We start from the raw sequence: 12475 nt of genomic DNA, 5'->3' as shown, positions 1-12475 counted from the left end.
GCCTACCGCCTCCCCTGACAACGGCATGACCTGCGGTTCCACGGGTACCGCCACGGCGACCGCAATCGACCGAGAGAGAACGCGGTCGTCCGAGGGAACCCGATCGATCGGGGAAACCCAGCCGATCGAAGAAACCCAGTCGATCGAGGAAACGCGTGGGGGGACGTGCAGACGGAGCCGCCGATGGCCGCTACGCGCGGGTCCGGCACCGCCGGTCCGGGGCCGGGCTCGGGCGGAGTCGCGGAGGGCCTGCTGAACGCCTTGAAGCGGGCGGCGGCCGCGCTCCGCGACGCCGGGATCGGGTACGCGCTGGCGGGCGGCTTCGCGGCGTACGCGCACGGCGCCGCCGTGTCGACGCACGACGTCGACTTCGTGGTGCGGGAGCGGGACGTCCAGGCGGCCCTGGAGGCGCTCCTCAGCGCGGGCATGACGCATATGGAGAGCCCGGAGAACTGGCTGGAGAAGGCCTACGACGGCGAGCACGTGATCGACCTGATCCACACCCCGTCGGGCCGTCCGGTGGACGGGGAGCTGCTCGGCCGGGCCGAGGAGATGGCGGTCGGGGCGGTGCTCATGCCGGTGCTGCCCGCCACCGATCTGCTGGTCATGCGGCTGCTGGCGTTCACCGAGACCGCCTGCGACTTCAGCGGGTTCCTGCACGTCGGGCGGGCGCTGCGGGAGCAGGTCGACTGGCGCCGGGTGGCCGCCGAGACCGCGCGGTCCCCGTACGCGTACGCGTTCCTCACGCTGCTGGCCCGGCTGGACGTGATCGAGGCCGGCGCGCTGGACGGGATCCCATGACCGAAGGGGGCAGGGTCATGACCGACATATCGGGCTACGTGGCCGCGCACATCCAGGAGCGGCTCGCGATGGAGGCGTACGAGCTCGGCATCCGGGTGGACGTCCGCGGCGACGTCGTCCATCTGCGCGGCGAGGTGGTGAGCCAGGAGCGGAGCCGGGCCGTCGAGGACGCCGCCCGCGACGCCGCCGAGGGCCGCCGGATCTGCAACGAGCTGCACGTCATCGCGGTGCCCGAGCCGGACGGAGAGGAGCAGATCTCATGATCCGCGTCGCGGCGGCGGGCGACCTGCACGTCGGGCCGGAGGTGGCCGGCGCGTACCGGGCGCGGCTGGCCGCGCTCGCCGACCAGGTGGACGTGTTCCTGGTCGCCGGCGACCTGACCCGGCACGGGACGGTCGAGGAGGGCGAGGTCGCGGCCGGTGAGCTGCGCGGACTCGGCGTCCCGGTGGTCGCCGTGCTCGGCAACCACGACTACCACTCCGACGCCGAGAGCGAGATCGGCGGCGTGCTGCGGGACGCCGGCGTGACCGTCCTCGAAGGCGACGCGACGGTGATCGACTGCGGCGGGACGAGCCTCGGCATCGCGGGCGGCAAGGGTTTCGGCGGCGGTTTCGAGGGCCGCTGCGCCAGCGACTTCGGCGAGCCGGAGATGAAGGAGTTCATCCGGCACACCAAGGATTTCGCCGACCGGCTGAACACGTCCCTCACCGGCCTGGACACCGACGTCACTGTCGCACTCACCCACTACGCGCCGTGCGCCGACACTCTCGAAGGCGAGCCGCCGGAAATCTATCCCTTCCTTGGCAGCTACCTGCTGGGTGAGGCGATCGACTCGGCGGGGGGCGTCGACCTCGCCGTGCACGGCCACGCGCACAAGGGGACGGAGAAGGGCCTCACTTCGGGCGGCATCCGGGTGCGGAACGTGGCGCTGCCGGTGATCCAGCACGCGTACGCCATGTACTGCCTGGAAGTGCCCGAGCCCGCCGCGGATCGCTTCCCCGCCGGGGAGCGGGTGTCGGCCTGGTGAACGTTCAGTCGGACGCCGAGCGGAGCAGGTCCAAGACGGCCTGCTCGACCGGCCCCTGCGTCGCCAGCTCGCCCTCGGACGCCTCCACGCCGAGCCGGCCGAGCGCCGGCGCGATCGTCTCGCCGTCCTCGTAGAGGCGGATGATGCGCGGATCGATGTAGGACGCCCGCGCCACGGCCGGCGTGTTGCCGAGGTAGGCGGCGACCTCCTTGACGACGCGGACGATGGCGCGCCTGCGGGCCGTGTCGCTGCCGCCCGCCCGGACCGACACCGCGAGCCCGACCGCGGCGAGCACGGTGGCGTGCCAGGTGCGGAAGTCCTTGGCGGTGAAGTCGCCGCCGGTGACCTCCCGGACGAAGTCGTTGATGTCGGACGTCGTGACGTCGTGCCATCCGTCCCGCGTCCGGTAGGCGAGCAGTTCGGGGCCGCCGTCGCGGCGCCGCTTGAGGCCGCTGACGACCTTGCACACGTTCTCCTCCGCGACGGCCCGGTACAGGTCCTTCGAGCCCTTGGCCGGGTACTCGAACGTCACCTCGTCGCGCCGGCACGTGACGTGCTCGCGCAGGACGGTCGCGAGCCCGAACGTGCCGTTCTCCGCCGCGTACGACTCGCCGCCGATACGGAAGAAGCCGAGGTCGATGAGCCGGACCGCCGCGGCAAGGACGCGCTCCCGCGTGTAGCCGCGTTCCCGCAGATGCTCGGCGACGGTGTGACGCACCTTGGGCAGCCGTTCGGCCAGCTCTAAGACGTGCTCATGCTTCTCTTGGTCGCGCTGCTCCCGCCATGCCTCGTGGTAGAGGTACTGACGCCGTCCTGCCGCGTCGGTGCCCATCGCCTGGATATGGCCGTCCGGGTCGGGGCAGATCCAGACGTCCTTCCAGGCAGGCGGGATGACGAGCGACTTGATGCGCTGCTTCTCGGTGGGGTCTTGCAGGGGACGGCCGTCCAGCCCCAGATAGACGAACCCCTTGCCTGCCTTCCGGCGTCCATAACCGGACTCACCAGTGTCGCTCCGCTGCAAGGCCATCAGCCTGGATGTATCTCCCCTCCGGCGGGAACCAGTGTCTGTCCGGTGTAGTACGACGACTGCCGGTTGGAGGCGAAGAACACGTAGGACGGCGCGATCTCGTCGGGATCGGCGGGACGTCCCATCGGCGCGTTCTTCCCAAAGGACTCGACCCGTTCCTCGTCGAACGTCGCCGGAATCAGCGGCGTCCAGACCGGCCCCGGTGCGACGCAGTTGACGCGGATCTCGCGGTCCATGAGGCTCTGGGCGAGGCTCGTGGTCAGCGACATCACCGCGCCCTTGCTGGCGGAGTAGTCGATGAGCGACTTGTTGCCGCGCAGCCCGTTGATGGACCCCGTGATGATGATGGACGACCCTGGCCCCATGTGGTCAAGGGCCTCCTGGATGGTCCAGAACACCGCGAACACGTTCACCTCGAACGTCCGGCGGAGCTGCTCGCCGTCGATCTCCCGGACGTCCTTCACCGGCGTCTGCGTGCCGTGGTGCAGGACGAGCACGTCCAGCGAGCCCAGTTCGCTGACGGCGTGCTCGACGACCTCCCGGCAGTGCCGCTCCTCGGCCATGTCGCCGCCGTAGGTGAGGCAGCGCCGTCCGGCCGCCTCGACCAGTCCCGCGGTGTGCCGGGCGTCGTCGTCCTCCTCCAGGTAGGTGATCGCGACGTCGGCGCCCTCCTTGGCGAACGCGACGGCGGTCGCGCGGCCGATGCCGGAGTCGCCGCCGGTGATCAGCGCCCGGCGGCCGTGCAGCAGGTCGCTGCCGAGGTAGTCGCGCATCTCGTCGCGTGGCTCGGGTGTCATGTCCCCGGTCCGCCCGGGGTAGGACTGGCTCTGTGCCGGACGTTCGCTCATCCTCGGCTCCTCCCGGGGGTCGACCCCGCCGTCCACATGACGCGGGTGCCCGGGGCTGCGCGGAGCAAACGCGGGCCCTATTGTAACCCGTGAGTAATAACGCGCTCGGCGATCCGCCGGGGTGTGAGCGGAGCGCGCGGTGCCGTCTGGATAGCATCACCCCGAACCACATTCGGTCCCTCACGTAAGGTGTCGCTTATGGACCTGAACGGAGTTTCCGCCGTCGTATCCGGTGGCGCGAGCGGCCTCGGTGAGGCCACCGTCCGCGCGCTGGCCGCCCAAGGCGCCAAGGTGGTCGTCGCCGACCTGAACGAGGACAAGGGCAAGGCCCTCGCCGACGAGGTCGGCGGCGTCTTCGTCAAGACCGACGTGTCCAACGAGGAGCAGGTGCAGGCCGCGGTGCAGGCCGCCGTCGACACCGGCGCCCCGCTGCGCGTCATCATCAACAGCGCCGGGATCGGCTGGGCGTCGCGGACCGTGAACCGCGACGGCACCCCGCACGACCTGGCCTCCTTCGAGACCGTCATCCGGGTCAACCTGATCGGCACCTTCAACCTGATGCGGATCGGCGCGGCCGCGATCTCCAAGACCGAGCCCGCCGACGCCGACGGCCTGCGCGGCGTGGTGGTCAACACCGCGTCCGTCGCCGCGCTGGAGGGCCAGACCGGCCAGATCGCCTACTCGGCGTCCAAGGGCGGCATCGTCGGCATGACGCTGCCGGCGGCGCGCGACCTCGCCGCGATCGGCGTCCGGGTCAACACCATCTGCCCGGGCATCATCGACACCCCGATCTACGGCTCGGGCGAGCAGGCCGAGGCGTTCAAGGCCAAGCTCGCCGCCCCCGTCCCCTTCCCGAAGCGGATGGGCACGGCGGCGGAGTTCGCGCACCTCGTCCAGGCCCTGATCGAGAACGACTACATGAACGGCGAGACCATCCGCTTCGACGGCGGTATCCGCTTCCAGCCGAAGTGAGGCACTGAATGACCGACGCTGTTCTCACGGAAGAAGACGGCGCCGTCCTCGTCATCACCATCAACCGCCCGGAGGCCCGCAACGCGGTCAACGGCGAGGTGGCGCGGGGCATCGCGGCGGCCGTCGAGGAGCTGGAGACCCGCAAGGACCTGTCCATCGGCATCCTCACCGGCGCCGGCGGCACGTTCTGCGCGGGCATGGACCTCAAGGGCTTCCTCACCGGCGACAACCCGGTCGTCGAGGGGCGCGGGTTCGCGGGCCTCACCGAGCGTCCGCCCGCCAAGCCGATGATCGCCGCCATCGAGGGCTACGCCCTGGCCGGCGGCTGCGAGGTCGCGCTGTCCTGCGACATGATCGTCGCGGCGCGGGACGCCCAGTTCGGGCTTCCCGAGCCGAAGCGCGGCCTGGTCGCGGCGGGCGGCGGGCTGCTGCGGCTGCCGCAGCGCATCCCGTACCACATCGCCATGGAGATCGCCCTCACCGGCGACAAGTACCCGGCGGAGCGGATGGCCGAGCTCGGGTTCGTCAACCGGCTCGCCGAGTCCGGCGGCGCGCTCGCCGCGGCCAAGGAGCTGGCCCTCAAGGTCGCCGAGAACGCGCCGCTGGCGCTCGCGGCGACCAAGAAGGTCATCGTCGAGTCCGCGGACTGGACGACCGAGGAGGCGTGGAAGAAGCAGCAGGAGATCACCCTGCCGGTCTTCACCTCCAAGGACGCCCAGGAGGGCCCGGCGGCGTTCGCCGAGAAGCGCAAGCCGAACTGGAAGGGCGAGTAGCCCTCCCCGTTCACCGGACGCCCGGAACCGCGAGGTTCCGGGCGTCTCTGCGTCTCCGCCGGTTGCACCGGGCGACCCCGGCCCCGGTGACCCGATCGGCACCTGGGCGGTCGGCACGGTGTACAACGTCGGCGACGTGGTGACCTACGACGGCGCGTCCTACCGCTGCCTGCGGGCCCGAACCGCCCGGCCCGGCTGGACCCCGCCGAACGTCCCCGCCCTCTGGCAGCAGGTCTGACCGCACGCCCGAGGCGTCCCTTGCCGGGAGGGACGCCGCTGGCCCTGCCACGCCTCACCCGTCGGCACTGGCCGCGCCCGGCTGCCGCATGTTTCCGGGCACCTGGTAGGTCAGTCGTCCTCGTAGGGCAGGAAGGCGCCGGAGTCGATGGCGTAGCCGCCGGCCGTGATCTGGTCTCCGAACACGTAGTCCCGTCGCGCGTTGTAACGCGGTCCCTCCGGACCGGCGCCGGGCTCGCTGAACACCGTGACCGTCGACTTGCGCGGGTCGATGATGACGTACGTGGGGATTCCCATCGCGGGGTAGTCGACGGTCTTGCGCTCGTAGTCGTTCTCGGGGTTGGGGCTGGAGACCACCTCGGCGACCAGTTCAACGTCCTCGGGTCGCAGGTAGCTCCGGCCGGGGCGCTCGAGCGCAGCCAAGGGAATGACCACCAGGTCAGGCCTCCGCAGCCTTCCGGTAGCGGGATCGTCGATCTCGGGCGTACCGGCATGCGCCATAACCCCCGGGTCGAGTTGGCGCTCCAACTGCCACCGCAGATGTGCGATCGCCAGCTCATGCCGGTTGACCGGGCTCGTCATGACGTGGACGCCCTGGTCATCAAGTTCCACGCCGTACGCGTCCAGCTGCTCCATGATGGCGATCGCCGTCGGGCGCAGCCGGTCATATGCCCTCATGCTCCGTCCTCGGTGGTCAGTAGGTGCCGACGAGAGACTCGCAACCTCACCGGTGGGTTCGCCGGCGATGAGCCCCGGACCTCATCCACACCGCAAGCCTAGGCCATGTGCGCCTGCTCGCCGGTCTGATCATGGTCACGTCCGCCCTCGCGCGGTCACAGGGGTCAGTCCCAGCGGGCCGATCGCTGGCGCTTGACCGCGGAGCGGCGCTTCTTGTTCTCCAGGCGCCGCTCGTTGATGCCGCGCGGGATCTTCTTCGGGACGCGCTTCTTCGGGGGCGGTGCCGTCGCGTCGGCGAGGAGGGTCGCGAGTCGGGTCCGGGCGGCGTCGCGGTTGCGCTGCTGGGAGCGGTACTCCTCCGCGCGGATCGTCAGGACGCCGCGGACGAGGCGTCCGGCCAGGCGCTCGAGCGCGCGGGCCCGCAGGTGTTCGGGGAGGGACGGGGAGTTCGCGACGTCGAAGGAGAGTTCGGCGGCGGTGGCGCTGGTGTTGACGTGCTGCCCGCCCGGCCCCGAGGAGCGGGAGAAACGCCAGCCGAGCTCGGACTCCGGGATGGAGACCGAGCCGCGGACGTGGATCTGCTCGGGCATGTCCCCATTGTCGCAGCCGTGCCGTGATCTTGTCGCCTGGATTACCCTCCGGTAGCGACGACTGCAAGTACTTACTTACACTGTCCGGCATGGCTGACGGAATCTTCAAGGACGGCGACCTGATCCGCGTGATCTCCCAGGAGGGCGCGCTCATCGCGGCGGGCGGGGCGGCGTCGCTGCTGCAGACCGCGCATCCCAAGGTGGCGCAGGGCGTCTACGACCACAGTTATACGGCGGACGATCCCGCGCGGCGGCTGCGCAACACGATGGGGTGGCTCTACGTCGTGCAGTTCGGGACGCGGGAGGAGGCCGAGACCCTCAGCGCCCTCGTCACCAAGGGGCACGAGTCCATCACCGGGCCCGGCTACGAGGCGAACGACCCCGAGCTGCAGGTGTGGGTCGCGTCCACGCTGTTCGCGGTGGCGACGCAGTTCTACCAGCTGCTGTTCCGCCGGAGGTTCAGCGAGCGCGAGCTTGAGGAGTTCTACCGGCAGACCAAGATCTACGCGACGATCCTGGGCTGCCCGGAAGAGCGCATGCCGGCGACCTACCGCGACTTCCGCGTCTACTACGCGGGCATGCTCAACAGCTTGAAGATCAGCGACGCGTCCCGGGCGGTCGCCGAGCAGGTGCTGCACCCGAAGCTGCCGGGCGGGCCGCTGAACGCGCCGGGCCTGATGATGATCCGGCTGCTCACGGCGGGGATGATGCCCGAGCCGATCCGCGTGCAGTACGGGTGGAAGTGGAGCCGGGCGCGGGAGCTGCGGTTCCGGCTGCTCGTGGCGGCGCTGGCCGCGGTTTATCCGCGGCTCCCGGTGCGGGTGCGCACCCTGCCGCGGGAGGTCTACCTGCACTCCACGCGCAAGATGCTGGCGAAGGTCAAGCGCAAGCCCGCCATCAAGGTCCGGAGTTCATGACCAGACGGCTCGCAAGGCGGGAAGGGCTCATGAAAGGGCTGAACGGCCGCGTGATCCACAGGCAGGTCACGCGGCCGTTCTCCCTTGCCGGCCCTCCCATGCCCGGCCGGGCCGGGAGGACCTTCTGACCGGTCCGCCGCCCGTCCGCCCGCTCCCCCCAGAGCCTGGCCGGACGGCGACCGGGTCAGACCGTGGCGCCGGCGATGATCGTGCCGGCGGTCTTCTTCGCGGAGTCGATCGGGATGGCGAAGCCCACCCCGATGCTCCCGTCGCTGCCGCCCGACGTGGCGATCGCGGTGTTGATGCCGATCACCTGCCCGGACGCGTTCACCAGGGCGCCGCCGGAGTTCCCGGGGTTGATCGCGGCGTCCGTCTGGATCGCGTTCTTGATCACGGTCTGCTGCTGCTGGGACAGCTGCCCGCGCAGCCCCGGCGGGAGCCGCTGCTCGGAGTCGCCCTCCTGGATCTGCCGTCCCAGCGCGCTGACGATGCCCGACGTCACCGAGCCGTCCAGCCCGAGCGGGCTGCCCACGGCGAGGACCTGGTCGCCGACGGCGAGCCGGCTGCTGTCCCCGAGCGTCGCGGGCTTGAGGCCCGACACGCCCTGCGCCTTGATCACCGCGATGTCGTCGCCGGTCTCGGCCCCGAGCACCTCCGCCGCCGCGGTCCTGCCGTCACTGAACTTCACCGCGACCTGCCGCGCCCCAGACACGACGTGCGCGTTCGTGAGGATGACCCCGTCCGAGCGCAGGATCACCCCGGAGCCGGTCGCCGTGCCCGAGGCCGTCTGCGCCTGGATCGACACCACGCTCGGCTGGACGGCGGCCGCCACCTGCGCGGTCGTGCTGCCGGCCGCCACCCCGGAAACCGCCGTCGGGCTCGCGTGGACGGTCTGCTCGTGCGTCAGCGCCAGCGTCAGCGCCGCGCCCGCACCGCCCGCCCCCAGGGCCAGTGCCGCGGCGGCCCCCACCGCCGCGACCTTCCGCCGCGCCGTGCCGAAGGGGCCCGGCCGGGCGGCCGGCTGTTCCGGTGCCGGGACGTTCTGCCATGGCCATTCGCCGTGCGCGGCCCCGTGCGCGGCCCCGTGCGCGGCCCCGTGCGCGGCCCCGTGCGCGGCCCCGTGCGAGGTGAAGTCGGGTCTCTGCGGCTCCCAAGGCGGCGGCTGCTGCCGGTCGGTGTTCATCGGATCCCCCTGTCGTTCACTCGACAACGAGAGTGCGCTCCCGGCCTGCAGGCCGCCTGGATCCAACCTGAAAGCCTGCTGAAAGTCGACAAAGCATGAAAAACCGCGACCGGGGAGACGTGCGGCGATTCGTCCCCTCGGCCGCGGTGCCCGGGCCCATCCGGCGCACAGCCGGCCCGGAGATGGCGCTGGCCAGGGCGCGGACTCCCGTTCCCCGTCGAGACCGGGGCGCGCCCTGTACGGCCACCCAAGCGCACAGAGCTGAAAGTTCCCTGAACGTGACCCACGTCTCCCCTAAGGAACCACGCCCCCACGGCGCCACCGCCTCGTTGACCTGCGGCGTGTTGTTGTTATGAGCGCGTCGAAAACAACAACACGCCGCAGGTCAACGGAGCCGGTGAGCCTGGGTGGGGAGCGGGCTAATCGTCGTTCAGGGGGAGGACTACGCGGAACGTGGCGCCCTCGCCCGGCGTCGAGTCGGCCTCTACGGTGCCTTCGTGGGCGGCGACGAGGGCGGCGACGATGGCGAGGCCGAGGCCGGCGCCGCCGTAGTCGCGGGAGCGGGCCTCGTCCGCGCGGTAGAACCGTTCGAAGACGCGTTCGGCCTGCTCGGGGGAGAGGCCGGGGCCCCGGTCGACGACCGCGATGACGGCCGCGGGGGCGCCGCGCAGCGTGCCGGACGTCAGCCGCACCTCGACCGGCGTGCCCTCGGGGGTGTGCGCGATCGCGTTGGTCAGCAGGTTCCCTATCACCTGCCGCAGCCGCGGCTCGTCCCCGTGCACCTGGTACGCCAGCCCGCCCTCGACCGACAGGTCTATCCTGCGCTCGGGTGCGAGAACTCTCGCCTCCTGGACAGAGTCGGCGGCGACCGCGAGCAGGTCCACCGGGCGCCGCTCGATCGGGCGCTGCCGGTCGAGCCGGGCGAGCAGCAGCAGGTCCTCGACGAGCAGCCCCATCCGGGACGCGGTCTCCTCGATCCGGCTGATCAGCCGGTCCAGCTCCGCGGGGCTGCGGGCCGCGCCCTGCCGGTAGAACTCGGCGAACCCGCGGATCGCGGTCAGCGGGGTGCGCAGCTCATGGCTGGCGTCCGCGATGAACCGCCGCATCCGCTCCTCCGACCGCAGCGCCGTCTCCTCCGAGCGCCGCGCCGCCGCCTCCGACTGCGCGCGCGCCCCGAACGCCGCCTCGATCTGCCCCAGCATCGTGTTCAGCGACCCGCCGAGCCGTCCCATCTCGGTGCGCGGATCGGCCTGCGGGACGCGCCGGGACAGGTCGCCGGCCGCGATCGCGCCCGCGGTCTCCTCCACGGCGGCGAGCGGGCGCAGGCTCGCCCGCACCACCCACACCCCGAGCATGACCAGCACGGCGAGCACCAGCAGGCCCACGATCGCGTCGATCACCACGAGCCGCTGGACGGTGCGGTCCACCTCGTCCAGGCTGAACGCGAGGACGATCACCCCGCCCGGGAGCGGCTCGGCCAGGATCCGCCACTGCGAACCGCCCGTCCCGCGCACGGTGAACGGGCGGTCGATGTGCGGGCCGAGGTCGGCGGGGAGCCGCGGGTGGCCCGTCTCGCTCCACGCCGGGTTCTGCCCCAGCACATGGCCGCTGTCGGTGCGGACCTGCCCGTACATCTCGCTCGGGATGCGGACGTCGATGTTGGTCTCGCCGCGCCGCAGCTGCGGGACGGCCTGCTCGATCGCCCGCCCCACCGAGCTGCGCAGCTGGTCGTCGGCCCGCCCGACCAGGTACTGCCGCAGCACCGACGCGCCCGCCGCGCTCATCACCGTCATCCCGAGCGTGACCAGCACGAGCATCCCGGCGATCAGCTTGACGCGCAGCGACGTCCGCCCCCACAGCCTCGCGAGCGTGCGGCGCGGCGACCGGGACGGCCGGCCGGCGGGGCCGCCGCCCCGCTCCGGCACCCCGGGGACGGCCGGGGCGGACGCCGGGGCGCGGGTGGCCATCAGCCCGATCTCGACGGCTCGCGCAGGACGTACCCCACACCGCGCAGGGTGTGGATGAGGCGAGGCTCGGCGTTGTCGACCTTGCGGCGCAGCGCGGACACGTACGACTCGACGATGCCCGCGTCGCCGCGGAAGTCGTAGTTCCACACGTGGTCGAGGATCTGCGCCTTGGACACGACGCGTCCCGCGTTGGCCATGAAGTACCGGAGCAGCTTGAACTCGGTCGGCGACAGCTGGATCGCGCGGCCGCCGCGCCACACCTCGTGGCTGTCCTCGTCGAGCTCCACGTCGGCGAACACCAGCCGGGGAGGGGGCTCGGCCGCGCCGCCGCGGAACCGGCGCAGCACCGCCCGGATGCGGGCGATGACCTCCTCCAGGCTGAACGGCTTGGTGACGTAGTCGTCGCCGCCGATCGTCAGGCCCTTGATGCGGTCCTGGACGGCGTCCCGCGCGGTGAGGAACAGCACCGGGGTGTGGTCGCCGCCGGACCGGAGCCGCCGCGCGACGTCGAACCCGTCGATGTCGGGCAGCATCACGTCCAGGACGATCAGGTCGGGGCGGTGCCGCCGCGCCGACTGCACCGCGTCCGCCCCGTTGGTCGCCGTGACCACGTCGAACCCGGTGAAGCGCAGGCTGCCGGCGAGGAGCTCCAGGATGTTGGGCTCGTCCTCGACGACGAGCAGGGTCGCCTCCGCCGTCGCCGCCTTGCCGCTGCCGTTCGCCTGCCGCTCAGTCACGTGCCCAGTCCCCCTCCACATCATCGCAGAGGATTCCAGCCGAACCTGAACGTCCCCTGAATACCCGCAGAGGATCGGTTGAGTGCTCCCCGGTCACCGCTGGAGTGCGCGAATGGCCCGCATCGCCTCGCGGCGCGCGTCCCCGGACAGGACGTCGATGTACACGCCGCCCTCCAGGTGGCCGCACTCGTGCTGGAGGCAGCGCGCGAAATAGCCGGTGCCCTCGATGCGGACGGGCTTGCCCTTCATGTCGACGCCCTCCACGACGGCGTGCGCGTGGCGCGGCGTCTCGAACCGCAGGCCGGGCAGGGACAGGCAGCCCTCCGACTCGATCAGCTGCCCGCCGTCGGCGGCCACGAGCCTCGGGTTGGCGACGTGGCCGATGTGCCGGCGCCCCTTGTCGTCCTCGCAGTCGTACACGAACAGCCGCAGGCCGACGCCGATCTGGTTCGCGGCCAGCCCGGCGCCGTCCTCCTCGTACATGGTGACGAACATGTCGTCGATGAGGCGTTCGAGGGAGGCGTCGAACGTCCTGACCGGGTCGCACTCGGTGCGCAGCACCGGATCCCCGAGGAACCTGACCGGCCGGACCGTCCCGCCCCGCCCGTGTTTCCGCTTTCTCACCCGAAAGATCCTAAGCGACCCTGTCGGAGAGGGACCTCAGCCACGGGAGCACGGGGCGGGCGGCCGGAGGGCGCTCTAGCGCCCGGAGGTCGCC

General features: G+C 71.6%; 15 protein-coding genes. 7 read left to right on the top strand and 8 right to left on the bottom strand.

Going from position 1 to position 12475, the window contains the following annotated elements:
• The first annotated feature begins 183 nt into the window (after nt 1-183).
• From E1284_RS31935 to E1284_RS31925, 3 genes are read left to right on the top strand one after another with little or no spacing between them, the layout of a single operon-like run.
• Nucleotides 184-801: a nucleotidyltransferase gene (locus E1284_RS31935; protein ID WP_131943882.1), complete on the top strand. Its 618-nt coding sequence runs from the start codon at nt 184-186 to the stop codon at nt 799-801.
• 17 nt (nt 802-818) lie between these two features.
• Entirely contained in the window at nt 819-1064 is a 246-nt protein-coding gene (locus E1284_RS31930) for a BON domain-containing protein (protein ID WP_131943881.1), read from the top strand.
• Entirely contained in the window at nt 1061-1828 is a 768-nt protein-coding gene (locus E1284_RS31925; RefSeq protein ID WP_131943880.1) for a metallophosphoesterase family protein, read from the top strand. The genes E1284_RS31930 and E1284_RS31925 overlap by 4 nt, the downstream gene beginning before the upstream one ends.
• 4 nt (nt 1829-1832) lie before the next feature.
• On the opposite strand, the gene E1284_RS31920 is transcribed toward E1284_RS31925, so the two are convergent.
• Together E1284_RS31920 and E1284_RS31915 are read right to left on the bottom strand one after the other, a co-directional pair.
• Nucleotides 1833-2855, bottom strand: a complete 1023-nt coding sequence (locus E1284_RS31920; protein WP_131943879.1) for a DNA topoisomerase IB — start codon at nt 2853-2855, stop codon at nt 1833-1835.
• Nucleotides 2855-3703 (bottom strand): SDR family oxidoreductase, encoded by an 849-nt coding sequence (locus E1284_RS31915; protein ID WP_131943878.1) that lies wholly within the window; start codon nt 3701-3703, stop codon nt 2855-2857. The genes E1284_RS31920 and E1284_RS31915 overlap by 1 nt, the downstream gene beginning before the upstream one ends.
• Nucleotides 3704-3901: 198 nt before the next feature.
• Here E1284_RS31915 and E1284_RS31910 point away from each other — a divergent pair, with 198 nt between their 5' ends.
• The 3 genes from E1284_RS31910 to E1284_RS43865 all read left to right on the top strand — a co-directional run bounded on the left by E1284_RS31910 (nt 3902) and on the right by E1284_RS43865 (nt 5686).
• Nucleotides 3902-4675: an SDR family oxidoreductase gene (locus E1284_RS31910; protein WP_131943877.1), complete on the top strand. Its 774-nt coding sequence runs from the start codon at nt 3902-3904 to the stop codon at nt 4673-4675.
• An 8-nt stretch (nt 4676-4683) separates the two neighbouring features.
• On the top strand, nt 4684-5448 hold the full coding sequence (locus E1284_RS31905) for a crotonase/enoyl-CoA hydratase family protein (protein WP_131943876.1): 765 nt from the start codon (nt 4684-4686) through the stop codon (nt 5446-5448).
• Between the two features lie 94 nt (nt 5449-5542).
• Nucleotides 5543-5686: a carbohydrate-binding protein gene (locus E1284_RS43865; RefSeq protein WP_131943875.1), complete on the top strand. Its 144-nt coding sequence runs from the start codon at nt 5543-5545 to the stop codon at nt 5684-5686.
• 110 nt (nt 5687-5796) lie between these two features.
• Here E1284_RS43865 and E1284_RS31895 read toward each other — a convergent pair whose 3' ends face one another.
• Nucleotides 5797-6363, bottom strand: coding sequence for a Uma2 family endonuclease (locus E1284_RS31895; protein ID WP_131943874.1), 567 nt, complete (start codon nt 6361-6363; stop codon nt 5797-5799).
• Between the two features lie 164 nt (nt 6364-6527).
• Entirely contained in the window at nt 6528-6953 is a 426-nt protein-coding gene (arfB, locus tag E1284_RS31890; RefSeq protein WP_131943873.1) for an alternative ribosome rescue aminoacyl-tRNA hydrolase ArfB, read from the bottom strand.
• 89 nt (nt 6954-7042) lie between these two features.
• On the opposite strand from arfB, the gene E1284_RS31885 reads away from it, so the two are divergent.
• Nucleotides 7043-7870: an oxygenase MpaB family protein gene (locus E1284_RS31885; protein ID WP_131943872.1), complete on the top strand. Its 828-nt coding sequence runs from the start codon at nt 7043-7045 to the stop codon at nt 7868-7870.
• Between the two features lie 184 nt (nt 7871-8054).
• Here the strand turns inward: E1284_RS31885 and E1284_RS31880 are convergent, their stop codons facing one another.
• The 4 genes from E1284_RS31880 to def all read right to left on the bottom strand — a co-directional run bounded on the left by E1284_RS31880 (nt 8055) and on the right by def (nt 12381).
• Complete coding sequence (locus E1284_RS31880; protein ID WP_131943871.1) at nt 8055-9053, bottom strand: S1C family serine protease; 999 nt, start codon at nt 9051-9053, stop codon at nt 8055-8057.
• A gap of 419 nt (nt 9054-9472) precedes the next feature.
• The gene (locus E1284_RS31875; RefSeq protein WP_131943870.1) at nt 9473-11020 is read right to left on the bottom strand and encodes a sensor histidine kinase; all 1548 of its coding nucleotides are present in this window, start codon (nt 11018-11020) and stop codon (nt 9473-9475) included.
• The gene (locus E1284_RS31870; RefSeq protein ID WP_243714871.1) at nt 11020-11757 is read right to left on the bottom strand and encodes a response regulator transcription factor; all 738 of its coding nucleotides are present in this window, start codon (nt 11755-11757) and stop codon (nt 11020-11022) included. Before E1284_RS31870 ends, E1284_RS31875 begins: the two co-directional genes overlap by 1 nt.
• Nucleotides 11758-11850: 93 nt before the next feature.
• On the bottom strand, nt 11851-12381 hold the full coding sequence (gene def, locus E1284_RS31865) for a peptide deformylase (RefSeq protein WP_131943869.1): 531 nt from the start codon (nt 12379-12381) through the stop codon (nt 11851-11853).
• Nucleotides 12382-12475: the final 94 nt, after the last annotated feature.

It is taken from the genome of Actinomadura bangladeshensis, from assembly GCF_004348335.1.
Lineage (GTDB): Bacteria > Actinomycetota > Actinomycetes > Streptosporangiales > Streptosporangiaceae > Spirillospora > Spirillospora bangladeshensis.
Note: the sequence above shows the minus strand (reverse complement) of the source record. Positions and strands in the feature narration are given on the sequence as shown.